Below are 24,893 nucleotides of genomic sequence, written 5' to 3'. Positions count from 1 at the left end.
CATCGAAGGCGTGTTTTTAAAGTCTGGCAAATTGCCATGAATTTACGAATATTTATGACAGTCTGTATAATATCCAGTCCTTCAGTGCGAAGCATATGAATGGTAGAGGTTTGTAATGAAAAGTGAAAAAGACATTTTAGAGATTTTGCAGCGTGTCTCGGATGATACTTCCAAACGTATAAAGCTGGAATCCGATAAATTAAGCGAGCGTTTGGCGACGGTGGCCGAAGACACGAGCGCTATGGTGCAAAAAGCGTCGGAGGATGTCAGTGTTCGTATGGCTCGCGCGACGGAAGGATTGGGTGAGCGTTTGGCGAAGGTGGCCGAAGACACGAGCGCCATGGTGCAAAAAGCATCGGAGGATGTCAGTGTTCGTATGGCTCGCGCGACGGAAGGATTGGGTGAGCGTTTGGCGAAGGTGGCCGAAGATACGAGCGCTATGGTGCAAAAAGCATCGGAGGATGTCAGTGTTCGTATGGCTCGCGCGACGGAAGGATTGGGTGAACGGCTACAGGACACTGTTGAAAAACAGGATGTTTTTGTTAAACCCACTGTTGAAGAAACAACGGCCCCTCCGATTCCGGGAACGCAAACATTGGATGGCTCGCTACCACAGACAGCCGAAAAATCCGACATGTCTGTTATCCCTGAAATAAAAGAGAGCGACGCCGAACGTTTTCATGCCATTTATTCGGCTTTAAGCCATTTGAACAAAGACGACCAGTTGCTGTTAAAACCACTGTTTTTAAAAGCTGTGCTGACCAAGAATGAAGGATTGTTCTGCGAAGTGATGGGACGTTTGAAGTTAACTGTTGATCAGAGCGATTTGCAGCTGTGCAACATGGATGACAAGCGATCCAGTGCTATTTTTACATCGGACACATTGGGTTATATCCAGCATGAACTGGCCAGGGAGCCGGCCAACCTGTTATTACCTCTGCTGATGAAAACGTTTCAATCCATACCGGAACTGGCGCCGGATAAAACTGCGATTGGTATCAGTATGAGGGACAAAAAAACACTGGCTTTGGCATTTCTTCATGACGTGGAGCGGGAGGCGGCCCAGTCCGTTATCTCGCAATTGACGGATTTGTCGTTTGATCCCGTATTGCCGGCTTTCAGACCTTCCCTGGGCGATGCAAATTATACAAAGCATCGGTTATCCAAAAAACTTTATCTGGCAGCGATTAGTTATGGTACCAATCTAAAGGATATCGATATTTTAACCAATGCCGCGGATATATCCCATTTTATTATACTGACCATCGCTTTTTTACAGTCACGGCAAGATTGCGATAGAGACCTGCTTCAGGCGATATCGGCTGATTATTTGTTTGTCGATTACGAGTCCTGTATCGGAAGAATTAGAAAATATTTTCTCGCTCAGTCTGAAATGGGCGACGAGGCGCAATTTCAGGTTGAGGATTGTCACCTGATTTTGGCCTGTATTGACAAACTAAAAGACGTTGACCCGGCTAATAATGATCCCAGACGTTTCTTTGAAACACGCCTGGCTCAATATATTAATGGTATTACCCATTCCGAGGAAACTATTGAAGCGATAACTCCCCTTAAGGAGCCGTTCTATGACGACTCAATGCTGCATAAGGAAACACTCGATGCGGCGAACAAAATTCTTTGTTTTTTTCTGGGCGAAGACGGTGTTGTCACCAACCCTCTGGAAATGGAGCAAAAAATCAGTCAGTTTGCGAACGGCTATAAAGACACGTCAAAATTTCAGACGAGCGAGATTGAGTTTATCAACACCTTGCGTGAAAAAATCTGTGTTGTTTATAAAGGTCGTGACCGCATACCAAAACCCGGCGAAACCGGTATTCTGGAAAGGAAATTTGAAACGTCCCCTGATAACGTCGGGGCCGATACCTGGAATTCGGCCGGCGGGGTGATGAAAGGCACATCACCGACTTTCCGGGACGCCGAGAAAGGACCGGTGCGCAATATGCTGGTCGATACCTCGTCGCCGGCAAGCCAGGATACAGGCAAATTCCAATGGTTCAGGAGTAATAACCGGCATCGTTCCGCCTATGTAGGTTCGATTTCCGGACACACCTGTAATATCGTGGGCATGCTCAATAAATATATGGCTGCCAGGGAAGGTGATCTTGGCCTGGAACGTGATCTGACGTTATTTCTGGTGCAGTTGGTGGCTGTTTATGCCAAACGAGGCTATCACGCCATGCTGGAAGTTATGGACGTGCTTCATGATGTGGAAGTACAAAAAGTATTTTTGTCGCACGGGGTAAAACTCGATTTGCAGACGTATTTCAGCAAAAATAAGGAGTGCCAGGCCTTTTTTGAATACGCGTTTAATGACGCCGGCATGTATACGGAACAACTGCTTGCCAAGCGGATATTAAAGGTCGCTTTGTTACATCATGGTTTGTTTCAACCGAAACCCGCTGACAACACCAATACGTCACCCGGTGAGGTGGACGAAGTTGTTTCTGTAGAAAAGAAGGTATAGATCCGGCTCAATAACGAAAGAGGTACTGGTAAGCATGGCGCTTGTGAAACAAACGATATTAGGTCTATTGTTGTCCCCATGGCTTTTTACATCGGGTTTTGCCAAGCCGCCTGCTTCCGGCAAGATCTATTATCAAGGGAATTATCTCCCCGGGCATTGGGCCTTGCAACCTTATGTTACGAGTGATCCCAAAGTAGTGGCGCTTGCCTGTTTTAAAAGGTTGGAGTATGCCATTTACTTAAACCCCACGGATGAACGCGGTTATCGCAGTATCGTAACGTTGATTAATAACAAAGACATGCGTACGGTGATGAATCGGGATTATTCTTCTTTGGAAAGGATAGGGTTGGGTATTCTGGTTCAGATGATGGCCCAAACCTACAGCCGTATCACACCGGTGTCTCAAACCGCGATGATGGGTAATAACTGCCATGGCTATGATAGCGATACCGGGACGACTTATCTTGGTACGGCAAGGGAACCCTGCCTGCTGCACGCGCATATTATGGGCCGTGGTAATCCAAATGTTGCATACGTGGCGGGTGTGGTTCTGAATGGGCCAAAGCCAGGGGTCGCCTTTCTCTTTAAAAGCAAGGATCCGAACGTGCCCGGCAATGATAAAAGTGTCGCCTGGAAAAAAGGTGAGATGGAAAAAGTAGTCCGGCGCCTGCGTCTGGAACTGGGTAACATTCAAAGCGCTTATGCCCGGCATGGCATTACCCTTGTTATGCCGTCTCCGGATTCTACCACAAATAATAGTGCTTGCAGCCGTCATGGAGGCGACGCTGTCATGCGGGATAATGCTCAAAAAATCTGAATGGGTTTAGCGCGCAATTCCTTACTGGAATATCAGAAAAGCGGCCTGTTAACTATACTTATATTGATAACGTTGCAATTGTTTTACTGATATGGGTGTGGTTAGTGAAAAATATTGCTGTAGTTGGCGGTGGTCCCATAGGATTGTACCTGGCTATCCGCTTAAGTCATGTTTTGGAAGAAGTGCATGTGCCCATGCAGGTTGTAGTCATTGAGCCCAGGTTAGATGAGTATAACACGCCTGGATTCGTCGCTAAAAATGTTCTGGACGTTCTGACCAGAAAGGTGGCTTTGGATCCGCGTCATTTCAGGGAAGGAGGGGATAACGGCAGCTCCATTTTTATCATGGATTTGGAAACGGCACTCTGCCTGGAAGCAAAAAAACACAAAATACGGTTTATCAAAGCCGAGTTTGTCGATTTGCAGCAAGGGCAATTGCAGTTCAGCAATGGCTCCTCGCTGTCTTGCTCCATAACTCTGGATTGTACCGGATCCAGGAGGCTTTTGGTTAGAAAGATTAATGAGAAACATCCTTCCCATAAAAGGGCATTTACCATCGAGCGGATTGCGGACAATCCAGTGAAACATCATTTAGCCGTCCATACCACGATGAACACCCTAAATGCCCGATTGATAACTGACAAAATAGCGCACAACCCTTTAAAGCACGTCCTGACCCTGGAAAGGTTGCGTCATGAGTTCGGATGGCCGGAGTTTATTGAGCCGGAACTGGGGATAAAAAGATACGCTTTATCTGGTGCACCGGAATGGCAGGGTGTCTATTTCTATGTTGAAATACCGCCAAAACTGTTCCGAGCCGGGTTTGAGGAATTGATGGACTGGCTTAAAGCGGTAATTCAATTAAAAACGGAACTGGAGTCCGTTGATTTTATAAAGAATCAGAATGAAACGAGATATCGCACTTTTCAGCTGGATCCTTGCAAAGTGACGGAGCCTTTGTTTCAGGGCGGGCAAGGTCTGCCCAAAGTTATTCCATGTGGCGGCGCGCAAATCGATCCGGATTACGGGGCGGGAATAGGATTGCGAAGTGGACTATTTCGTGCAGAGGCGCTGATGGACGCATTGAAACCGGATGGCGAATTTTTGACATTTGTTCCCGATATTTATGAACGGAAGTTGCGAGAACCGTTAGGTTACCAGGAAAGGTTGCTGGTTTCCGAGTATCAACGAAAAAGAAAACGAATAACCGCCGCATTGCGTAAGGAAAAAACGCTTTATGCCGAGGCGTTAACGTTGGCTACGGATCCGGATGAACAAGCCATTATTCAAGCCGGTCTGAATGACTTGCAAGACCGGCATTGCCTTAAGGCGGTTTAAAGACTAAAATTTTCAAACGGCCTGGAAACAGGACACATAACCAGGGACAGGATTATATGGATGACATCAGCAATTTTCGTGGTATGTCCGGAGAGGTCGTTCGCGGTTTCCTGAAATTCAGTACCTTTCTGACTATCATTCCCATCGTTTTATTCTGGCTGGCCTTTTATATACTGTTGTATTTTATTGGCCGGCGTATGCCGGGTTACCTCTTTTTCTTCCTCAATATAGCCGCCGCGTCGTTTTTACTGGCACGTTTTGCCATTCCCGCGAGCCAGGGCGAACTGAATGCCGGTATTTTTAATGCCCATATTCAACGTGGCGAAACGCTCGCTTTTGTGTTGCGCTATCTGATTTATACGCTTTTCTGGTGCGTTCCTGTTTTTCTGATTCTTTATTTTGTTTTCCATACCAGCTCCCTCTTTAGCCTGTTTAGTTGGGGTGGTACGTCTTATCTGGGCATGGGAATAAAAGGGTTATTAATGGCTCTGGTAATGCTTGTCTGCCTGTTTGCCCCCACTATTGCATGCTTGCTGGCTACCGAGACCTCTTCCCTGGAAGAGGTGTTCAGTCTGGATACCATTGGCTGGCTTTATAATGAAAGACGATGGGATTTGAGTTCTTTTTATTCGTCTATTATCGGCGGCATGCTGGTTTTTTACGCCAAATATCTGGTGCCTCTTTTAGTCGTTAACCTTATTGCCTATAAAATTTCCGATGAGGCCGGAATGTCTTTTTCGTTGTTTATTTACCTATTACCGGTGTTGGTTTCTCCTATATTAATTGGCCGTTTAAGCGGTGCGTTTATTGCCGGGGAATCACAGATGGATTCTACGCTTCATGGTGCGATAAACCCCATGAATAACCCCGTTTTTTCCAGTCATGTGCCGCTAAGGCAACACGAAAAACCGGTGTCGCAAGCCGGCAGTTCCATACCGCCAGCCAGTAATTTCGTATCGCCTGCGCGTTTTAAAAAGGAATACGAACATGTGATGAATACTCTGGATAAACTCGGAGATGAGGAGCTGGGGCAAGTTATTGAAACAGCCGAGAGCACCGAGGTTAATGTCTATACTTTGCTGCAGTTGAGTTATCTTTATAAAAAAGCCAACCGTATTCCCGAGGCGATAGAAAAAGCCGGTATGGCCTTGCAAGCCTGTCTGGCCGAGGGCATGTGGTTTGAAGCGGTGCAACTGTTCAAGTCCTTTGCAAAGGAACGTGCCCAACTGGATTTGTCGCCTGCCCAGTTATTGCTTCTGGCTCCGCATTTAGGTAAACAGAAACTTTTTATGCATGCGGCGTGGTGTTACTTGATAGCGATTAATGCCATGGAAGACGACGACGAGAAACTCGCCATTCAAAAAAAATTTCTAAGCCTTGCTCACGATGCCAGCCAGCAGAATCAATTGGAGGTGGCCTTGAAATTGTATCATTTGTTTATTCAGAATTATCCGGATTCCACGCTAATTGATTTTGTCAATACGGCTATGAGCAATGTTCAGGAAAGACTGGATAAGCCGTCTTCCTGACGGGGTTTCTTCAAAGTCGGACTATGGAATTTTGGTTGGCAGGGGTGCCATGCGTTATTCCGTTAATAAAAACAAGCCGGTTTTACCGGCTTGTTTTTATTAACGGAATAAGCAAGTTGCCTGTTGGGAGATGAAGCAATTTTCTTGCTTACTTTCAGTTTAAAAAACTTATATTAAGAGAACGTTAAGTCTTTTGTAAAATTATTGTTAACAGGATAATAATGAAAAATTCAAGAATACAAAACGTTGCGAGCCATGTTTTCCTGGCGGGATTGTTGTTATTTTTTATATCCTTCCCGGCCTGCTCAAACTCTTTAAAAGAGGAACTATCAACATTAATCAAACAAAAATTTCCTCATGCCACCGTTGGTATATTGGTGCAGGATGTGGATACGGGTGAGACTCTTTATCAATGCAACACCCATAAACTCCTGAAACCGGCCAGTAATACCAAAGTGCTCACCGCCCTGGCGGCTCTCTACCTTTTAGGGCCCGATTATCGTTATGATACGGCCTTGTCGCACAAGGATAATAACTTCTATCTGACATTCAGCGGTTCACCCTCGTTAAAAACAGAACATATAAATGGTTTGTTTGCCAGTTTGAGCCAGGAAAAAATCAATACAATAAAGGGTGATATCGTGCTGGATATATCACGGTTCAAACCACCCTATAACGCGGCGGGCATTACCTATGATGATCTCGGCTGGTATTACGAAGCGCCAAGTACGGCTGTTATTCTGGATGATAACAAGGAAGTGTTTCAGTTTACCACGCCCTTAAAATCCGGCGCTCCGGTGCAAGTCAAAGCGAAGAATTCTGAAAAAAATGCCCTGACGTTGATCAATGACGTGGTTTCCGTGACCAGGGAACAGGAAAAACAGCATTGCAATTTCAATATTGACATCAAACCTAATAATACCTTGCATCTGTATGGTTGTCTCGCGCAACGCAAACACCCGAGAACCTTGCAACTGGCCATTCCTGATCCGGTTTTGTATGCCAAACAAGTGATTAAAAAAGCGTTGCAGAAAAATAATATTACTTTTAAGGGAAAATTGGTTGTGGGAAATACCCCTGAAGAATCAAGACTGGTCGCCAGCCATCAATCTGATGAGTTAACCACGCTTTTAAAACATATGCTGGAAGAGTCGGATAATCTGTATGCCGATAGCATTACCAAACTGCTTGGCTACAAATTTACAGGCGAGGGCACGTATAAACAGGGCGTTTTTGCGATAAAGGAAACGCTATCCAGGCGTACGCGTATGGATATGACGCTTCTCCGGCTGACTGACGGACAAGGCGGACGCTATAATCTTATCTCACCCGATCAGATGGTCATTCTCTTGACCGACATTTACCGTGACAAGCAATTAAAGCCGATTTTTCTGAAAATCCTGCCGAGAATGGGGGTGGCCGGTACTCTGAAAGACCGTATGAAGAACACGATTCTGGAAAACAGGGTACTGGCTAAAACGGGAACCATGAGCGACATCACCGCGATTTCGGGGTATCTGTTGACTGCTGACGGAAAAACGCTGGTATTTTCCATCATCGTGAATGGAGTGCACGGCAATATTTATGCGGCGAAAGCGGTGGAGGATCAAATTCTGCTGGCTATCGCCAGGCACTACGCCGGGCCTGAATCCGAAACGGAATCTAAACAGGAAGCCCAGCCCGGAATAATGCCGTAAGAAAAACGGCAGCGGTGGTAACGAATAAATGACGGCATAGCTGCTTTGTTTTTTAAACAAGCTTGATTGACCTGTTGGAAGCGTCGGTCGAGGTTAATGGTCAACATATCCTGATGCGGCTATTTTTTGCCTTGAAATTCGATTAGTATAGACAGGGTTCATTGCGATTAAGGATGGTCGTGAAAAAATTCCGTTTGCTCGCTGTTCTTCTGGGTGGTTGGGGATTAGTCCATGGTGTTTATGCCAGCCTGTCTCCCGGGAACTGGTACATTGGCGCCGGTGCCGGCGGCGTGTTTTCCACAGTTGCCAAAAATACTTATGTCGGCACGGGAACCGGGTGGCCTGATGATCAGTATCGTAATGATCTCAATGACACATCCCCCATGCTGACCGTGGATGGAGGATACACCTGGCTAACCCGGCGCAGCTGGCTGCCTTTTTTCAGTCTGGGGGCGGCTTATTCCTACGTTTTCCCCGCCATGGTGACAGGTCGTATCCTGCAATATTCGTTACCGCAATTTGAAAATTATAATTTTCGGTACAAAATTCAGCGCCAGACGATTCTGGGTGTTGTAAGAGCCCATCTTTTCCGTTACCGCAATCTCATGCCTTTTATCGCGGCCGGTCTGGGTGGGTCCGTCATTAACACCAGTCATTATAACGAAGCGCCTGTCTCCATCGATATCACGCCCCGTCTTTCTCCCCGATTTAAGAATCGTACAAAAACCGGTTTCAGTTATTCCCTGGAAGCCGGAGTGGATTATGTGCTGGCGTCGAATTTGTGGATTGGTGTGAAATATGGTTACGGCCATATGGGAGATATTGAGACAGGCAATGGATACGCAGGCTATGCGCCCGAGTATTTACAAACTAACTTGACTGACAACACCATCGCTATAACCGGTCATTATTTTTTTGATAAAACCGCTTAGGAAAAAGGAAACAGCATGAATGGATTTCGACGCGGGGTCATCGGATTGTTGTGTCTGAACATCGTTTGGGCCGGTACGGTGTTTTCCCGGGATAAAGGCGGCTTGAGCGTGGATCCCGTGTCTGTGGCTATCACGTCCGGTACCACCATTCCGACAGTGACTACCATGGGCGGCAGCTATCTGGTGACTTATACCCTCACGTCAAACTTGCCTTTTCCGATGCCCGGCCCGTTTGTCAATTCCCTGAAAATTGATGCCCCCGCCGGGGAATTTATTATTCAGGATCAATGTCACGGCAAAGCGTTAGGCCCGGGAGGAAGTTGTACCCTGTCCATAGGATTTAACGCCCAGACATCCGGTAATAAAACGGTCACGATTTTTATTCGATACGGCAATAACACCATTCCCCTGCATATAGCGACGAGAACCGAATCAGCCGTATTGAGTTCTACCTGGGTGGGTTTGATAGGTGTGGACTACCAGCCTAATCATTATCCCAATGGCAACGCGTTTAACGATCATGACGTGTTTTATGCCGGAACGGCTAATGGACAGGCGATAACCAACGTCTACGCCGAATTGTCGCAACTCAAGGCCGCCGGATTTTCTACGGTTCGATCCTATCAGACCGTCGAATACGCCTGGATTGATATCATTACCCAGGCCAGTGCGTTGAATATGAAAGTCGTGTACGAGGCGGTGATTCCGCAAAACGGCAGCCAGGCCGATATTGATACGGCCGTGACGGTTCTTGACAATGTGATTGACGCCGTTGGTGCCACAACCTTTCAAAACACCGTGATTTTATTGTTCGCAGGCCATGAAAACTACAGCAGCACGGACATCAATTACCTGACCAGCGCCGTCAGCCAGTTACAAACCGCGTTGTCCGGCAAGTCGATTACCAATGTTCCCGTTGGCTCCGCCTTAATCAGCGGCAACCTGGTCACACCCAGTCCGGCCATTGCCACGGATATGGCCACCTTGATCAACAGTTATAGTGCCGACGCACCTCTGGGGTTTGATCCTTATCCGTTTCAATGGGGTGTTACGCCACCCGATCAGGCTGTAACGAATACGACCTTGCTCAATTCCATTGCCTGGGATTATGCCCAGGTGCAAAGTCAGCCTTTTTACGTTGCCCCCAGACCTATTCTCATGGCTGAAACCGGGTGGGCAACCAGCGGCAGCGGCAGCTATGCCGGCTATTTCTGCGCGACGAACAACACCTGTGCGCCCAGTGTCGCCAACGCCGGAACGTATTTAACCGCGCTTTACAGCTATGTGGGTAACAGCGCTAACAACAGCGGTGCGCTGGTTTTTGAAGCGTATGACGAACCGGCCAAAGATCCGGTAAATGCCGATAACGCCGAGAATTTCTATGGCGTGTTTGATTCGAATTGTAATTTAAAAGCGCTTTCCTTATTGCCCGACAGCAGTTTTTCGACAGCGGCCAATCCCGGGTGCCAGGGATTTACCAGCGGCGCTTTATTTAATGTGGTGGGGAGCAATGTGACTACTCAGCCCCAGTTTTCAGTGCAGATTGTGCAAACCAATCCCGTTACTATGGCCAACGCCGGTATGACGGTGACCGTACCAAACAAAAACCGCACGAACATGAGCGTTTATCCCTGGCCGTATTTTGTGGTTTACGATTCGGCGGTGGTGACAATGAACGGTACCGGAACAGGAGACAGTTGCAGCGTTACGGTGACGGTGGCAGGCTCCGCCATCACGGCATTTGGCCCCGTCAATTGCACCGGGGGGGTACCTGTGGTGAATTGTAATGTTGGTCTGGCGGCCTGTTTTTTACCGGCCAATTTTTAGACGATTCCGACATTATGCCATAATAGATGATCAGGCCATGTTGATATGGTTTAAGATATCTCAAAAAAGGGAACAGGCCACAGGAGTGATTTTCCATGAGGATATTGATTGTCGGGGCAGGCGTGGCGGGTTTGAGTCTGGCCGCTCTCCTTAAACAGCGAGGCATAAGTCCGGTTGTTATTGAAAAAGCGGAATCGTTAGGCCGGGTCGGGTATATGCTGGGTTTATACCCCACCGGTGCCAATGTTCTGCGGGCACTCCAATGTTACGATCACTATCTCAAGGTTTCTTCCCCCGGCAAGTTGTATGAAGCGTATACAGACAATGCGGACTTGCTCAAGCAATTTTCATTCGCCCCTCTGGTAAAACGTTATGGCGCTTACCAGCTTCTTACCCGCTATGAATTACTGGACATCATTCATAACGTCTGCGGAGATTTGGATATCCGTTTCAATACCCGGGTGAATTCTCTTAAGCAAACGGAACAGGACGTTTTTATTGAATTTAGTGACAAGACACAGGAAACCTATGATCTTGTTGTGGGTGCGGACGGCCTTCATTCCCAAATCAGAACTATGATTCTGGGCGATCATGAGTATCGTTATTTTCATACCGGCTGGGGAGGATGGGTCTGGTGGGCTAATGAGGATTCATTGCCGGACAATACCATTCAGGAATTCTGGGGAAGCGGTACCTTTTGGGGGGGATATCCGATTAAGGGTAAAGTCGGCATGATTGCGGCGGTTGATGCTCCAACGGATGAGCTTGCTCTGCAAGGATGCGGCAGAAAAGCCTTTATTGAAAAAAAATTCGCCTCTCTCCTGCGGCATCGCCCTGAGTTTCTGAAGGATTTGCCAACGGATGATCAAGCGGTTTTTTACTGGCCGTTGAGTGACCAACGTACTAAAACCTGGCACAAGGGCCGGGTTGTACTACTGGGGGATTCGGCGGCCGCTTTTTTACCCACAGCCGGTGTGGGCGCGTCCATGGCGCTGGAGTCGGCGGCGGTGCTAAACGACGTATTGTCCAGAACCGGCGTGGAATTTATTCCGCAGGCACTTCACCTGTTTGAGAAACGGCGCAGGCCCCGTGTTGAAGCGGCGCAAAGTGATTCGCGCGGTTTGGCCAAAATGATGTTTATCAACTCGCCTTTGAAGGCGCGGATTAGAAATTATCTCACAAAAATTATGTCCGTTGAGTCGCTTTTGAAAAGCATTATGAAAGGGTTTGATGATCCTGTTTGAACGCACAAGTCGGGCTGTAGCATCATGACGTACGGACTTTATCTGAAAAAAAGACAAGTGATTATGAAATACACTGCAGAAAAAACATTTATACAATCTTTATTAAAATCCATCGGAGTTGAGATCAATGGTCAGCAGCCATGGGACATACAGATTCATAATGAAGACATTTACCATCGTATCGTGTCTCAGGGAGAAGTGGGTCTGGGGGAGTCCTACATGGATGGCTGGTGGGATTGTCCTCGTCTGGACATGCTGTTTGAGCGCGTATTTCGAGCCCGGCTGGATAAGGAAATCAAGGTTCCCTGGCGGGTGGTATTAACGGAACTGGCGGCTAACATTATCAGTTTTCAAGGCAAACGACACGCAAAACAGGCTATTCGGCATCACTACGATCTGGGCAATAGGCTTTTCAGAACCATGCTCGATACAAATATGATGTACAGCTGCGCCTATTATAAAGACGCGACAACGCTAAACGAAGCCCAGATGGCCAAACTGGATCTGGTTTGCCGGAAATTGCAATTGAAACCGGGTATGAACGTACTGGACATCGGGTGTGGCTGGGGGAGTTTTGCAAAGTACGCCGCGGAGCAATACGGTGTTCAGGTGACAGGCGTTACCATTTCCCAACAGCAATATGAGTATGCCGTGGAGCAATGCCGGGGATTGGATGTCGAGATACGTCTACAGGATTACCGTGATGTTTCCGGCGTGTTTGACCGTGTTGTATCCATAGGAATGTTTGAGCACGTCGGCCATTTGAATTATCCCGTGTTTATGCGCAAAGCGTACCATTCACTGGCCGACGGCGGATTGTTTTTACTGCATACTATAGGCTCTAATGAAACCACTTCCATCAGTTCGGAATGGATCAGGAAATATATATTCCCAAACGGTATGATCCCCTCCATGAAACAAGTCGCGACAGCGTCCGAATCGTTGCTGGTTATGGAAGACTGGCAGAATTTCGGAGCTTATTACGATAACACGTTGATGGCCTGGCACCAGAATTTCGTGACGCATTGGGACGAGTTGAAAACATACTATGACGAACGTTTTTTTCGTATGTGGACGTATTATTTATTGGGATGTGCCGGATGTTTTCGAGCCCGGGATCTGCAATTATGGCAAATCGTATTTTCCAAAGGCGGTGTGGCCGGAGGATATATGGCGCCAAGATAATCAAGATTTCAGGTAGAGTCACTCTTTATTGTCTATAATTTGGAAAAAACACAAGACTTGATAAGTCGGACGGGAAAAGGAGAATCATCGTATGTTAACCAGAATCGTCAGGCAAGTGGGCTTGTTTCTTTGCGGTTTGTTTCTGTTGAGCCATTCGGTAACCGCAGCCCCACTGAAAAAACCCGTGCCGGCATCAAAAAGCGACCCGGTCATTCTGAAAGTAGTGGAACAACCCATTACGGTAAATGGCCGAAAAAAAACGGTCTACAATATTGTGCAACCGGATGGTACCGAGGGATATCGAGGAAAAAAAGGGGATGATTTTAATATCTTGCTTAAAAATGCCACTAATAAAGTGATTTGTATTCACTGGCATGGACTTATTTTACCGAATGATCAGGATGGTGTGCCTTACGTGACCCAATTGCCGTTGCAACCGGGCGAAGTATATCCCTATCGTTTTAAGCTGGTTCAGTCCGGTTCTTACTGGATGCACTCACATCTGAAACTGTGGGAGCAGGATCTCATGTCGGCACCGCTTATTATCGATGATCCCGCCGAACCTGCCCCAAAGGGTGAAAAAGAGGTGGTCGTCATGCTGCAGGACTTCACATTTAAAGATCCTGCGGACGTGCTTGCGGAATTAAAAAAACCTAAAAAAATGGCTGCTCAGCAAACTGTGGATGCCGCTAAAAAGGCACCGACTAAAAGCCCTGATTTCAGCGATGTCCAGTACGATGCGTACCTTACCAATAGAAAGACGTTGCAAAATCCCGAGATAGTCCGGGTCAAGCCAGGGCAAAAAGTACGGCTTCGTCTGATTGACGCCTCCGCAGCCACCAATTTCTGGGTTGATATTGGTAAGCTCAAAGGGATTATCATTGCTGCTGACGGTTCTAACGTGGAGCCTGTCAAAGATCGCAACCTTTTTCAGATAGGCGTAGGGCAACGTCTGGATGTTGTGGTCACGATTCCTGAAAAGGGCGGCGCATTCCCGATTCTTGCAAAACCGGAAGGGACGAAACAACAAACCGGTCTTATCCTGGCAACCAACGGTTCCATGATTCCCAGGTTAAAGGAAACCGTGGCTGTTGCCGCGCCGGCATTTAATAATGATCAGGAAGCGCTGTTACATTCCAGAAATCCGCTTGCGAAAAAACCGGTTGATATTACCTTGAATTATTCGCTGGGCGGCACCATGAGTCCTTATGTATGGACTTTGAATAATGAAGTATGGCCTTTGATAAACCCTTTGAAGATAGCCAAAGGCGATCGTGTCGAAATGGTTTTTACCAATAACACCAGGATGGCGCATCCCATGCACTATCATGGCCATGTGTTTCAGATCACCGAAGTCAATGGTAACAAGCTGGAAAATGGCCCCTTGCGAGATACGGCAATGGTATTGCCGCACCAGACCGTAAAAGTGCAGTTTGATGCGGATAATCCCGGGATCTGGATCATGCATTGCCATATCCTTTATCATTTACTGACCGGAATGGCCACAACCATCAATTACAAGAATGTAACCGAGCCGGGTTTTTACAAGCAATTGTTGCAAGGCAAGATTAAGGAATGACGACGTTCGACGTTCATGACAACCTGCCTTCATGCCGTTAGATATCACGAGGTATGATGGCAGGTCCTTCATTGACCATGGCCGAGCCCTTTTAACCAAGTATCATCCTCTTCTCCTTCTCCTTTTTCTTCCTCGCTAAAAAAAGATGAATAATGGCTGGATAATTTGATTTCAGGTTTGTGCTCGCTATCTTTTATTATGTAGGAGCTGTCATAAAGTTCATAATGAGAATTTTTGGCGCACTCTGCTTTTGAAGCAGGTTTTATAAAATAGATGGCGTTTTGAATGTCAAAACCGACTTCTCCATTGCATTCGGGACCAATTTTTTTTAAAGTATCAATTAATTGCAGGACAGCCGATTCACTGGTAATTGCCTTGGGATCTATAGAGTCTTTCTTTTCGTCAAAAGTACGATCCCCTATTACTTGCCAGTGGCCTTCAGAAAATCCAAAGCGAATATGAGTTACCTTGTTTGTAGCACTCTTTAAATAAGTTACTGTCAAACAACCGGGCTTGGAACTTTCCCTGAGAAGCCAAACCCCTTTCAGGTTGATTCCATTTAATAAAGTAGTGGCATCTTTGGGGGTTAAGGAAAAAATTAATGACAGGTTTTCATTTTTTTTTGAAGATTCTTCGAGGCTCTTCATGGATAACATAGTTTTTCTCCTGAATAAACATGAATAAAAGATAAGTGCACAGAACCTGGGCCAGTCCTCCGGCTTTCCCCAGAGAAGACACATCCGGTATTGTATTTTGATTAAGCGTTTTTATTGTAAACTGGACATATTAACGTAACATTAATTAAACATATATTTTCTGGAAAAACTCTGGACAGGACAAAAAATTGCTACCCTTCCCGATTTTGTCCGGTATAAAGGAAAATTGTCCTGTCCAGAGTGGAAAAATTTTGTTGATGCAATCTAATAAAATCTTAATATGACATTGTTATTATTTAACTTCTTTTGAGATAACTATTGGGAATACCTTATGGAACTGGAATTGATTGATGGCAAAGACGATGATCCGAATGACTATGAGGCTTATCTTGAGGAGCGGGGATATACTGGTTTGGAGCCTAATCTCAAAGAGGATATTATCGCCGTTTTATCATTTTTATGTCGTGAAGACCTGGTCAGAAAAGGGTTGCAAAAATTCGCCGGGGAGTATTTTCAATTTAATACTTCCGGTAAAAAAACCATGCGCCGGTTTTTTGATGACTGGGGCGGCAAGAATGGTTTTAATGCCACCGGTGCAAGCGAGGTTCCGAAGGGTTATACCACTAGCACCGCATTTCAATATCCTCATCACACCCCTATATTATTTGGCGCCCTATCGCCGGATTTGTTTCTTAATGTCTTGCTCAAAAACGGCTATTTATCTTCTGATCCGGGAGCCGGAGTGGGGCATGGCAAATGGGCCCATTCCGTTCAAATCTATCTTTTGGAAGAGGCGCGTAAAGACGGTACATTAAATTTGAAATCACCCTCCGTATGTGATTTTGTAAAAACCATCTCGCAAGTTCCGCCCGTTTTTGAGTCACTACCCTTATGGGAAGTCTTGTTTGATTCTTTTGAAGATAGTGTTTACACCTGTCCGAATAACATAACCGCCACGTTAAACAGGGCTCTGGATTCATCCGGCGCTGCCTTGCAACTGGCTTCTAAATTCGTAGCTTATAAGGAAAAAGTAAGCAAAATGAGCAAGGGCGCTGAAACGTATACCAATCAGAAATATCTGAGTCGTTTATCGGAGTCGAGTTATATTACATCGGGGAAGTATGGCATCATGTGGTTAAAACCCAAAGACTCTGCCGTGGAAAAGAAGCAAGTCCCAGAGGCCAAGGGCAATGGCGTTACGAACACCGGCAATTCGCTCGGTAATTTATGAGATGGCGACGGTCTTGAATTTTTAATTAAAGTCCGTCGCTACAAATCCTGCGGTTAAAATCAAGCGCGTAGAACCTAGAGCGCTTGCATGAAGGCGACCAAATCCTGTTTTTCCTGTTTGTCTAACTGCAACTCCAGAACCAGATTGAAAAACTCAACCGTGTCTTCAAGGGTCAGCAGACGGCCATCGTGCATGTAAGGAGGGCTGTCCTTGATGCCGCGCAACGGGAATGTTTTGATTGGTCCATCGGCGCTTTCCATGCGGCCATTGACTAATTCCGGTTTGAAGAAACGTTCTGCTTGCAAATTATGCATGGTGTTATCGGTGTAATACGGTGGAGTATGGCAGGCTGCACATTGTCCTTTGCCAAAAAATATGGCCTGACCACGTAATTCGGCTGGCGTGGCTTTCTTCGGATCGAGTTTGCCGTCCCACTTTAATTTAGGTGCCGGCGGGAAATCCAGCAGTTCCTGGAATTCCGCCATGAAATGAACCTGACTGCCACGTTCCAGAATATTCACCCCTTTTTTTGTGGCGATCACCGGATCGCCGTCGAAATAGGCGGCTCGTTGCTCAAATTCAGTAAAATCCTCAATGGATTTCAGGGCCCGTTGTGAACCGAACAGGCGTTGAATATTCACACCACGCAGACTGGGGGTATTGATGCGATGACGAAATTCCTGGGGTCTTATATCTCCCACCAGATGGGTTGCCTTGTTAGTGTGCCCGTTGGCGTGGCAATCCAGACAGGCGACGCCTCGGCTCGGTGCAATGGTGCGGCGGTCGTCAGTCTGGTTAAACTGTTGCTGGGGAAACGGGGTGACCAGCAAGCGCAAGCCTTCGAGTTGCTTGGGATTGAGAATGCCGTTGAACAGATCGAAATAATTATTGATTGTCACCAGTTGCCCTTTGGATACATCACCCAGATCGGGACGGGTTGTCAGGAAAATCGGTGCGGGGAAAATCGGTAAAAAGTGATCGGGAATGTCAAAATCCAGGTCGAAACGGGTGAGATCACGCTGTTCCTGGCGTTTGATTTCATCAATCGCGAATTTCGGAAATAACATGCCACCTTCCGGGTGATTGGGATGCGGTAAGGGCAGAAATCCTTTAGGAAATAATCCCTTGGCCTTAATTTCCTCAGGCGTCATCTTGGCCAGCATTTCCCAGGTGGTGCCGGGGGGTAATTTGACGCGAATGCCTTCCTGCACCGGCTTGCCGCCGGTCATTTTCACGGTTGGTGAGGGTTTGTTATCCAAATTATAACGTTGATTGAGCAAATCCTGATGCCGTTTGGCAATAGCCGGTTTTTCAGCCTCCATGTTCTTGACGATGGTTTTAAAATCTTCCTTGATAACCACAGGTGAATAACTGGAAGGGTGGTCGGCGTGCGCGCTGAAGGCAGCGGCGCCCAAAAACAGCAGGGATGCGTACTTTTGCTTTTTTCCGTGCATCATGATTCATTCCTTGTAAATATTTACAGGTAAGCGTTTAATAATAATCTTTATTTTTAGCGCTTACAATAAACTCCGGATCTATTGCTCATCGTATCGATCCTTGTGCGTCCGGATCCTGTTATGTTAGTTTAGGGCTTGTTGACATTTTCTGATGAGATAATCGTGAAAAAATCATGTCTGGCGTTATGCCTGCTAACCATGTCTTCCATAGTTGTTGCCGATAAGGCTGTTGACGAGATCATCAGGAAGCATCTGGATAAATATTCTGAAGCCGAGCACTTTTCAGCCATCCAGGTATCCGTCAAGGCAGGACAATCCATTGATAACTACGCGGCGGGATTGCGCGCGTTTGACGAAGGCAGTGCGCCGGTGAAAACCACGGATCTGTTTGATATCGGCAGTATTACCAAATCGTTTACCGCGGTGCTTGCCGTGCTTGCCGAGCGCGAACAAAAATTAGAGTTAACCAGGACCCTAGGCGACTATCTGGAAGATTATCCGCACTGGGGGGAGCTGACTTTAACGGGATTGCTTAATATGAGTACGGGGATCCCCAATTATTCCGACGCGCCCAAAATCAATTATTTGATGAGTACAAGGATGGAGCAATACTGGAGCACGGAAGATCTGATCGGTCTGGTTTATTCGAGAACGTTCAACCCGCCCCGCAAGCCCGGGTATTTTTACAGCAATACCGGCTATATCCTGATGGATATGATTTTGAATGAGCGTTACGGTGACTCCTATACCCATTTGCTGAATACAAAAATCATAAAACCTCTGGCGCTTCGCAATACCTTTTATCCCGTACCGGACTATTCCGGGCAGGTATTAAAAAGAATGGCTCATGGTTATTCGTACAACATTTATGATAATCCGGAGTTATTAGGGCGGGATGTCACCAAAAATAATCTGAGCTGGGCCGGCGCTGCCGGAGCGATTGTGGCAAACAGTGAAGACGTGGTGCGTTGGGTGGACAATTTGTTTGTCGGCGATAAATTGCTGACGGAAGCGGAAAAACGAACCATGCAGACTCTGGTTTCCACCAGGGATGGCAAGCCGATTTCCCAAACGGACAAAAAACATCCGCAAGGTTTTGGTTTGGGTATTATCGAGGCTTATAGGGAACCGATCGGGCGATACTGGTTTTATGAAGGTGAAACGCTGGGTTATCGGGCGCTTTATATGTATGTACCTTGCAACAAGGTCATTATAGCCGCTTTGTTTAACAGTGCTACCAATGGTGAGAACGATCATGCCGGCGAACTGGTTCAAACACTTTATCAGCATGTTCTTGAGCAAAATAAACAGTTGATTTGCCAGGAACCAAATGTTATTTGACCCCTTTCTTTGCAAAAGACCAGTAGCCCGTAAGGAGGCCTGTGGCCGTATTGCGGGTTTGATGTGCCACTTATGAACGTTATCCCGCATTACGGCTTCGCCTTCATGACGGGTTACAGGGATCTATTCATTGTTGTACAACAATAATCACCTCGCCCGACCTGTTAATTTGGGGATGAGAAAAGTGTCCGGCCCGGTCGCAGCTTCCGTGACCGGGGATTATAGTCTGGCCATGGATAACGTGGTTGCAGGCGTAAGGCGGTTTTCAATCGAATCAATAAGGTTATGAAGCTGCGTATTGGCTTTTTGATCCGCACTCAGCAATGTGAATTTGTTCTGAGTCAGATGTTGACAGTCCCTGCGGTAATAATCCGAGAAGAAACCATTGCCGATATTTTCCTGCTTAATACGCATAAGAGCATATTTTTTTATCAGTGGGTGGTGACCATTTGTGGTATCCTGACAAAAGTCATGAAACGAAACGGATTTTTTATCCTGATGGTGTGTCAGGTAATCTTCTTGCATCATGCCGAACAGGGTTGAGTGTCCTTGGGTCAATTTCGATTCCTCGCGCAGAGTTTGCGATATTCTTGCCAGCATTTCATTGTATTGTACAGGACTTGCCTTGAGAAGGGATTCTTTGCCTTCCAGTAAGCTGGTTTCATCCAAATTGATAGTTGAATCCATGATGTAGCGGATACATTGCATCGCTTCGTCGTAGTGTGCGGTTGTTGCATAGCTTGCACAGGCCAGCCGAAATTCCTTGGCCGACGGTTGCGCCCCCATCTCGTAAAGACGCAAGGCCAAATCTTCATGGCCTAATCGTAATAAAAATTCAGCAGGCTTCATGGCGTCGTAGGCAAAATTATCCTGGTTGTGGATGATCGTCGTTTGTTGTTCGGGCGGCAGACTATGGGCGATGTAGTCAATAAACTCATGTAGTAATTCGATGAGAAGCGCATCATCCAGACTGGCCGCTATGAGACTTTTGAGAGGATTATTCCCGCTTTTGGGGTGAATCAAATCCAGATATGGGGATTGATCGGTTGCGCAAAAATCAACTCCCTTGTCCATCAGGGCTTGAAACAAATCACACATTTGCCGGGATGAGAAATTTAATTCATTGGTGGCAACGATGTTGGCCAGGGTGGTAAATTGGCTCTCCGCAGTCAATTGGTTTGGCAAATTATACGTTCTTTTTGTGGCGGTGGTGGTCCAGTGGGGAGGAGTGCCGGCATCGCCGTCAACGGTTTCATGGCTCTCAACCAGGATGATCTGATTTAAATAATCGGTATCATACCTGCGAATGCAAGCCATGAGGCGGTGATATTTCTCGTCGCTATCCAGTGAAGTATTTAACAGATTCAGTAAGGCCTTGTCTTGAATGTCATTAATGGGAGGGGCTTCTATGTTTTCAACCGGAAGAGCCGGCGGCGGATTATTGTTATGGTAAAAAAAACCATAAATAGCGTCTTTCAATTCAGTAAACCACATAACAGTAGTCCTTTTTAATTTTTAATCATTATGATTTTATATTGATTTATTTATGGAAGGTCAAGCAAATTCTTGATCATGTTTCTGATTATTTCAGCTTGCCGCCACAATTTCAGCTTGCACAACCCCGGCTGCGCCGGTTCCATATTTTTTGGAGAAACTGCCAAATCCCCCACCCTGGGTAAAGCCGCCGGCGGCGCCGACCGTGGTACAACCGCCGCCCTGCACATAGCGGCCGTGCTTGTTGGTAACCTCATCGTAAGCGTGAATCCATTGAGTTCCGGCGCTTACGGTTACAGCCTGTACGCTTTTTTCCTGTTGAGGGCAACCCTGCGGAGTGAACTCGGATTCAAATCGAACCTGATTCATCTTGTGAGTTCAAATGAGCAGGGAATTGGCGGCGTTTGAGCGTCCAAGATAGTCGTGCCCCGTGCCTTTAATGACGAGGCGCAAGTGGTGATTGCGGGCAAAATCGACGGCGGCGGCTACGTCGGCGGTATTTTCCGCTTCTACGGCATAGACGCTGTTCTGGTATTGCCAGGCGTCTGACCAGCCCTGGCTTTGCGCGTTACCCGGATCAGCCGACAGATAAAACGGGTTGTGAACCTTGAGCATGGCCAGGGCACATTGGGCTCCTTGCGCGTATTCCCTGCAAGGCTTAAGGGTTGAGACGGGCTTTATAAGGCATCCAGTTAGCTGTTTTGCCAAATGCTGCCATTCCTGACTGGTGGGTCAGCATGATTCATCAGGTTGGCAGCGACAGGCCGTGGTTGTACTCGGTGTTTTAGGCGTGAGAGAGGCAAGTGCCAAATCATTGCCTGGAGCGCCGAAAATAACGAAGATACCAAACCATTTCAATGGATTCAGGTCGATCATGACAGTCCTTGTCGGTACGATAATAAAAAAGTCGGCTAGATCCGTAACGGTATCCTGGTCATATTAATACCAAACATTAATAAAACGGCGGTAATGAATCCGGTCAGAGCCATGCCTGTAAACGCGGCGGGAAATCCAAATCCGGCGGGTGCAAACAAGGTATAGATGCCCAAAATAACTTGTCCGCAGAAGGCACCGCCAAGATGCCCAAGGCCATCGGTGACCGAGATGCAGGTGGCACGGATACCGGTCGGAAAATTTTCCGCGGTATAGGCATACATGATCGGAATAATTGCCGCGATGGTTGTTGAGGCGGTGAACCCGCAGATCCGGATCACCCAGGGGGTCGGAAACCAGCCGATGAGCAGCAAGACCAGACTCCAGATCAAGGCAACCGTGGCGGCAAATTTTTTGCGTTCAATGTGATCGCCCAGAGTAATGGGAATCAGGCTGCCGACAATGAAGCCGCAGGAACTGATGGCTACAAAGCCAATGCTCCTGGTCAACTGGAAACCTTCCTCAACAAACAGGGTGGTGCTCAGTGTTAGCCAGGCATAATTGCCCAGATAATACATGAACCAGATGACAATAAAAAAAACAAGTCGTCGATGATAAGGGCTTTGAAACAATTTCATTACTGACAGGCGCTCCGGATGAACGATGTCCGAGACAAGCGGAGTTGGTAAATCCGTTTTAAGATATTTCCGGGCGCGGGCTTCTGCCTTGGCCACGATCGCTTCCGCTTCCTCAATGCGTCCCCGGGCAATCAGCCAGCGCGGTGATTCAGGAACCCACCATCTGGTAAACGCGATGACGATGCCGCCCACGCTGCCGGCAACGAAAAGCGCCCGCCATCCCCAACTGTAATCAGGAACAAGAAACAGTCCGATAAACGGCACAACCGCAAAACCCAGCATGCCAAAAGCAACCGCCTTGCTGGTGTATTGACCGCGGTAATTGGCCGGGGAGAGTTCACTCATCAGTGTGCTGACTATAGCAATTTCCGCGCCCAGCCCCATCCCGGCAATAAGACGGTAAAATATCAGAGATGTAATGGATTGGCTAAACGCGCAAAATAGCGAACCGATCGAGAAGAAAAAAATGGAAATATAAATAGCGATTCGCCGCCCATACCGATCTGCAAGGCGGCTATCTATAAAAGATCCGAGAATATAACCAACCAGGCTGCTGGTGATGGACCAGGCGGCCATTTCAGAGGAAACGGCAAATTGTTGTTCTATTTTGGGAAGTGCCAGGCCGATGGAGACGATATCAAAGAACGCGAAAAAAAATCCCGCGCCCACCGACAACAGAATCATGGGGGAATACGGCCAGATGGGGATACGATCCAGGCGACTCAGGATCATTGCTTTTTGATGGGCTTGGTCGTTCATGGTGATTTACAGGCTGTCCGTTGTGGCTGGCATAATGTTTACCAATGTCCAATATTGGGGGCTGACGACCAGGGTTCCTGGCTGGGCAGGGGTTTGCCTTTTTGCAGCAACTCAATGGAGATATTATCCGGTGAGCGGACAAACGCCATATATCCGTCACGGGGCGGTCGGTTAATGGTTACACCGGATTCCTGAAGTGTTTGGCAGGTATCGTATATATTGTCGACCCGGAAAGCCAGATGTCCGAAATTGCGTCCTTCCCCATAGGTTTCGGGATCCCAGTTGTAGGTTAGTTCCAGCAAGGGTGAAGAGGTTGTTTCCGCCGATTTTTTATCCTCGGGCGCAGCCAGGAAAATAAGCGTATAACGGCCTTTTTCATGTTCGGAACGTTTGATTTCAATAAGACCCAGCTTGTTGCAGTAAAAATCCAGCGATTTATCAAGGTCGGAGACCCTGACCATAGTGTGTAGATATTGCATTTGTCCTCTCTCCGAAATTTATGGACATGCTTCTGTCATGCCCCTAGGCTCTGTGAACAAAAATTTTCACAGCTGCAAATGAGGCTAATTGGCGCCATTATGTCTTTGAATTCGTTAAATAGAGCCAGCTATTCGCCTCATTCAAAGACATAATGGCACTCAATTATCCACATTTTCGCTTTGCGAAAAAATTGGTTCACAGAGCCTAGCATCCTTTTGCATGTCACTTATTCTAGGTTAATTCAGCAATAAATACTATTCCGGTTCAGGCTGAAAAAGGTGGGTGATTTGGATGAGACCCGGATATGAAACCCGCAATACGGCCGCAGGCCTCCTTACGGGCTACAAAAAACACGTAGCCTGTCATGAAGGTGAAGCCGAAATGCGGGATAACGTGCTGCTCTTTTGGAAAAAAATGATGCAAGGAACATCCTATCCGCAATGTTCGGGCGGGTTCAGGGCAATATCATGTTCGGCGTTGACGATTTCATCACCGAACCGATAGGTGACCGACGCGTTATTGGCGCAATTCAGGCGAATGGTTAAAGACAGGCTGTTAATGTCATCGTTGATGAATTGATTGATGCTGGCCAGACTGCCTTGCAGATCATAGCCGGGCGCATTTTCAACCGGCCCCTCATGGGAATAGGTGCTGTGGCTGCCGGGGAACATATCAATGGCATAACTGGCTTGAACGGAAAAAGTGCCGTGGCGAAGTCCATCCGGCATGGACGTCAGGATGAGGTTTCCTGCCAGAATATCAGAAGAAAAAAGTCCGAATAATACGTATGCGGCCAGTTTTGTTTTCATAAAAATCCTCTTTGATAGTGTGTTAAATACGAATAAGTCTTGAAAAAATATGAAAGAACAAGACGTTATCCCTAGGCTCTGTGAAAATTTTTGTTCACAGAGCCTAGGTTTAAATGATGTTTGCCCGGCGTTCGTTACGCCATTCTCTCAATTTGCAATAGGGTCAGGCAATAACATAGTCAAAAACGATGATCGACTGCGAACCATTTTCCAGCAACGGGATTACGAACTGTTCAGCGACATGCCGGTGTTGGGGATGGGCAAGGTATAAATCCCGATCCGCCTCATTCGTAAAATCCATGGTAAAACCGTGTAAAAACCCCTGATGCAAATTTTCCGGACTGGCGCAAGGGCCGTAAGAGAAACTGAGGATTTGCGGGATAGGTACTCGAAGATCGCCCAGTTTCTCAAAAGCGGTATTGAGCTCCTGCTCACTGATGTCACTTTTAAAACGCATTAAAACGATGTGTCTCAGCATGCCTGGTTCCTTGATAGTCATAGGGACTGCCTACTTTAACCCGAA

Annotated in this window: 21 protein-coding genes; 12 read left to right on the top strand and 9 right to left on the bottom strand. The window is 47.0% G+C overall.

Annotated elements, in window-relative coordinates; genetic code table 11:
* Nucleotides 1-115: 115 nt before the first annotated feature.
* The 10 genes from ceg14 (at nt 116) to CKW05_RS11700 (ending at nt 14,632) form a co-directional block, all read left to right on the top strand.
* Nucleotides 116-2,485: a Dot/Icm T4SS effector Ceg14/sidL gene (ceg14, locus tag CKW05_RS11745; RefSeq protein WP_058484643.1), complete on the top strand. Its 2,370-nt coding sequence runs from the start codon at nt 116-118 to the stop codon at nt 2,483-2,485.
* A gap of 34 nt (nt 2,486-2,519) precedes the next feature.
* Nucleotides 2,520-3,302 (top strand): hypothetical protein, encoded by a 783-nt coding sequence (locus CKW05_RS11740; protein ID WP_058484642.1) that lies wholly within the window; start codon nt 2,520-2,522, stop codon nt 3,300-3,302.
* Nucleotides 3,303-3,406: 104 nt separating this feature from the next.
* Nucleotides 3,407-4,639, top strand: a complete 1,233-nt coding sequence (locus CKW05_RS11735; RefSeq protein ID WP_058484641.1) for an FAD-dependent monooxygenase family protein — start codon at nt 3,407-3,409, stop codon at nt 4,637-4,639.
* A gap of 56 nt (nt 4,640-4,695) precedes the next feature.
* Complete coding sequence (locus CKW05_RS11730) at nt 4,696-6,168, top strand: hypothetical protein (RefSeq protein ID WP_058484640.1); 1,473 nt, start codon at nt 4,696-4,698, stop codon at nt 6,166-6,168.
* A gap of 221 nt (nt 6,169-6,389) precedes the next feature.
* Nucleotides 6,390-7,865, top strand: coding sequence for a D-alanyl-D-alanine carboxypeptidase/D-alanyl-D-alanine endopeptidase (gene dacB, locus CKW05_RS11725; protein ID WP_058484639.1), 1,476 nt, complete (start codon nt 6,390-6,392; stop codon nt 7,863-7,865).
* Nucleotides 7,866-8,044: 179 nt separating this feature from the next.
* Nucleotides 8,045-8,797 carry an outer membrane beta-barrel protein gene (locus CKW05_RS11720; protein ID WP_157737722.1) on the top strand — a complete coding sequence of 251 codons (753 nt, stop codon included), beginning with the start codon at nt 8,045-8,047 and terminating at the stop codon, nt 8,795-8,797.
* A gap of 15 nt (nt 8,798-8,812) precedes the next feature.
* Complete coding sequence (locus tag CKW05_RS11715; RefSeq protein WP_058484637.1) at nt 8,813-10,624, top strand: glycoside hydrolase family 17 protein; 1,812 nt, start codon at nt 8,813-8,815, stop codon at nt 10,622-10,624.
* A 95-nt stretch (nt 10,625-10,719) separates the two neighbouring features.
* On the top strand, nt 10,720-11,868 hold the full coding sequence (locus CKW05_RS11710; protein ID WP_058484636.1) for an FAD-dependent oxidoreductase: 1,149 nt from the start codon (nt 10,720-10,722) through the stop codon (nt 11,866-11,868).
* A 57-nt stretch (nt 11,869-11,925) separates the two neighbouring features.
* Nucleotides 11,926-13,053: a cyclopropane fatty acyl phospholipid synthase gene (gene cfa / locus CKW05_RS11705; RefSeq protein ID WP_408607010.1), complete on the top strand. Its 1,128-nt coding sequence runs from the start codon at nt 11,926-11,928 to the stop codon at nt 13,051-13,053.
* Nucleotides 13,054-13,144: 91 nt separating this feature from the next.
* Nucleotides 13,145-14,632 carry a multicopper oxidase family protein gene (locus CKW05_RS11700; RefSeq protein WP_082642839.1) on the top strand — a complete coding sequence of 496 codons (1,488 nt, stop codon included), beginning with the start codon at nt 13,145-13,147 and terminating at the stop codon, nt 14,630-14,632.
* A 68-nt stretch (nt 14,633-14,700) separates the two neighbouring features.
* Here CKW05_RS11700 and CKW05_RS11695 read toward each other — a convergent pair whose 3' ends face one another.
* Nucleotides 14,701-15,288, bottom strand: coding sequence for an SH2 domain-containing protein (locus CKW05_RS11695; protein WP_058484635.1), 588 nt, complete (start codon nt 15,286-15,288; stop codon nt 14,701-14,703).
* A 331-nt stretch (nt 15,289-15,619) separates the two neighbouring features.
* On the opposite strand from CKW05_RS11695, the gene CKW05_RS11690 reads away from it, so the two are divergent.
* Entirely contained in the window at nt 15,620-16,519 is a 900-nt protein-coding gene (locus CKW05_RS11690; protein WP_065238439.1) for a LirA/MavJ family T4SS effector, read from the top strand.
* 74 nt (nt 16,520-16,593) lie between these two features.
* Here the strand turns inward: CKW05_RS11690 and CKW05_RS11685 are convergent, their stop codons facing one another.
* Entirely contained in the window at nt 16,594-17,976 is a 1,383-nt protein-coding gene (locus CKW05_RS11685; protein ID WP_231950469.1) for a cytochrome B6, read from the bottom strand.
* Between the two features lie 162 nt (nt 17,977-18,138).
* On the opposite strand from CKW05_RS11685, the gene CKW05_RS11680 reads away from it, so the two are divergent.
* Entirely contained in the window at nt 18,139-19,317 is a 1,179-nt protein-coding gene (locus CKW05_RS11680; protein ID WP_058484634.1) for a serine hydrolase domain-containing protein, read from the top strand.
* A gap of 219 nt (nt 19,318-19,536) precedes the next feature.
* Here CKW05_RS11680 and CKW05_RS11675 read toward each other — a convergent pair whose 3' ends face one another.
* From CKW05_RS11675 to CKW05_RS11645, 7 genes are all read right to left on the bottom strand, one after another.
* On the bottom strand, nt 19,537-20,811 hold the full coding sequence (locus CKW05_RS11675) for a hypothetical protein (protein ID WP_058484633.1): 1,275 nt from the start codon (nt 20,809-20,811) through the stop codon (nt 19,537-19,539).
* Nucleotides 20,812-20,904: 93 nt separating this feature from the next.
* Nucleotides 20,905-21,180 (bottom strand): FAD-binding protein, encoded by a 276-nt coding sequence (locus tag CKW05_RS15615; RefSeq protein ID WP_058484632.1) that lies wholly within the window; start codon nt 21,178-21,180, stop codon nt 20,905-20,907.
* A 9-nt stretch (nt 21,181-21,189) separates the two neighbouring features.
* A complete protein-coding gene (locus CKW05_RS15610; RefSeq protein ID WP_133141196.1) occupies nt 21,190-21,519 on the bottom strand; it encodes an FAD-binding protein in 330 nt (109 codons plus the stop codon).
* Between the two features lie 203 nt (nt 21,520-21,722).
* Nucleotides 21,723-23,081, bottom strand: a complete 1,359-nt coding sequence (locus CKW05_RS11660) for an MFS transporter (protein ID WP_058484630.1) — start codon at nt 23,079-23,081, stop codon at nt 21,723-21,725.
* A 38-nt stretch (nt 23,082-23,119) separates the two neighbouring features.
* Complete coding sequence (locus CKW05_RS11655) at nt 23,120-23,560, bottom strand: VOC family protein (protein WP_058484629.1); 441 nt, start codon at nt 23,558-23,560, stop codon at nt 23,120-23,122.
* 432 nt (nt 23,561-23,992) lie between these two features.
* The gene (locus tag CKW05_RS11650) at nt 23,993-24,370 is read right to left on the bottom strand and encodes a hypothetical protein (protein WP_058484628.1); all 378 of its coding nucleotides are present in this window, start codon (nt 24,368-24,370) and stop codon (nt 23,993-23,995) included.
* A 163-nt stretch (nt 24,371-24,533) separates the two neighbouring features.
* Nucleotides 24,534-24,848, bottom strand: coding sequence for a Dabb family protein (locus tag CKW05_RS11645; protein WP_058484627.1), 315 nt, complete (start codon nt 24,846-24,848; stop codon nt 24,534-24,536).
* Between the last annotated feature and the right edge of the window lie 45 nt (nt 24,849-24,893).

The organism is Legionella spiritensis, assembly GCF_900186965.1.
Lineage (GTDB): Bacteria > Pseudomonadota > Gammaproteobacteria > Legionellales > Legionellaceae > Legionella_C > Legionella_C spiritensis.
The sequence above is the reverse complement of the archived record's forward strand: the minus strand, read 5'-3'. Positions and strand labels throughout refer to the sequence as shown.

Bases quoted from the DNA above. Each gene is read 5' to 3' on its own strand.
- ceg14 (WP_058484643.1), top strand. From the start codon at position 116: ATGAAAAGTGAAAAAGACATTTTAGAGATTTTGCAGCGTGTCTCGGAT.
- CKW05_RS11740 (WP_058484642.1), top strand. From the start codon at position 2,520: ATGGCGCTTGTGAAACAAACGATATTAGGTCTATTGTTGTCCCCATGG.
- CKW05_RS11730 (WP_058484640.1), top strand. From the start codon at position 4,696: ATGGATGACATCAGCAATTTTCGTGGTATGTCCGGAGAGGTCGTTCGC.
- dacB (WP_058484639.1), top strand. From the start codon at position 6,390: ATGAAAAATTCAAGAATACAAAACGTTGCGAGCCATGTTTTCCTGGCG.
- CKW05_RS11715 (WP_058484637.1), top strand. From the start codon at position 8,813: ATGAATGGATTTCGACGCGGGGTCATCGGATTGTTGTGTCTGAACATC.
- CKW05_RS11710 (WP_058484636.1), top strand. From the start codon at position 10,720: ATGAGGATATTGATTGTCGGGGCAGGCGTGGCGGGTTTGAGTCTGGCC.
- CKW05_RS11700 (WP_082642839.1), top strand. From the start codon at position 13,145: ATGTTAACCAGAATCGTCAGGCAAGTGGGCTTGTTTCTTTGCGGTTTG.
- CKW05_RS11695 (WP_058484635.1), bottom strand. From the start codon at position 15,288: ATGTTATCCATGAAGAGCCTCGAAGAATCTTCAAAAAAAAATGAAAAC.
- CKW05_RS11690 (WP_065238439.1), top strand. From the start codon at position 15,620: ATGGAACTGGAATTGATTGATGGCAAAGACGATGATCCGAATGACTAT.
- CKW05_RS11685 (WP_231950469.1), bottom strand. From the start codon at position 17,976: ATGATGCACGGAAAAAAGCAAAAGTACGCATCCCTGCTGTTTTTGGGC.
- CKW05_RS11675 (WP_058484633.1), bottom strand. From the start codon at position 20,811: ATGTGGTTTACTGAATTGAAAGACGCTATTTATGGTTTTTTTTACCAT.
- CKW05_RS15615 (WP_058484632.1), bottom strand. From the start codon at position 21,180: ATGAATCAGGTTCGATTTGAATCCGAGTTCACTCCGCAGGGTTGCCCT.
- CKW05_RS11660 (WP_058484630.1), bottom strand. From the start codon at position 23,081: ATGAACGACCAAGCCCATCAAAAAGCAATGATCCTGAGTCGCCTGGAT.
- CKW05_RS11655 (WP_058484629.1), bottom strand. From the start codon at position 23,560: ATGCAATATCTACACACTATGGTCAGGGTCTCCGACCTTGATAAATCG.
- CKW05_RS11650 (WP_058484628.1), bottom strand. From the start codon at position 24,370: ATGAAAACAAAACTGGCCGCATACGTATTATTCGGACTTTTTTCTTCT.
- CKW05_RS11645 (WP_058484627.1), bottom strand. From the start codon at position 24,848: ATGCTGAGACACATCGTTTTAATGCGTTTTAAAAGTGACATCAGTGAG.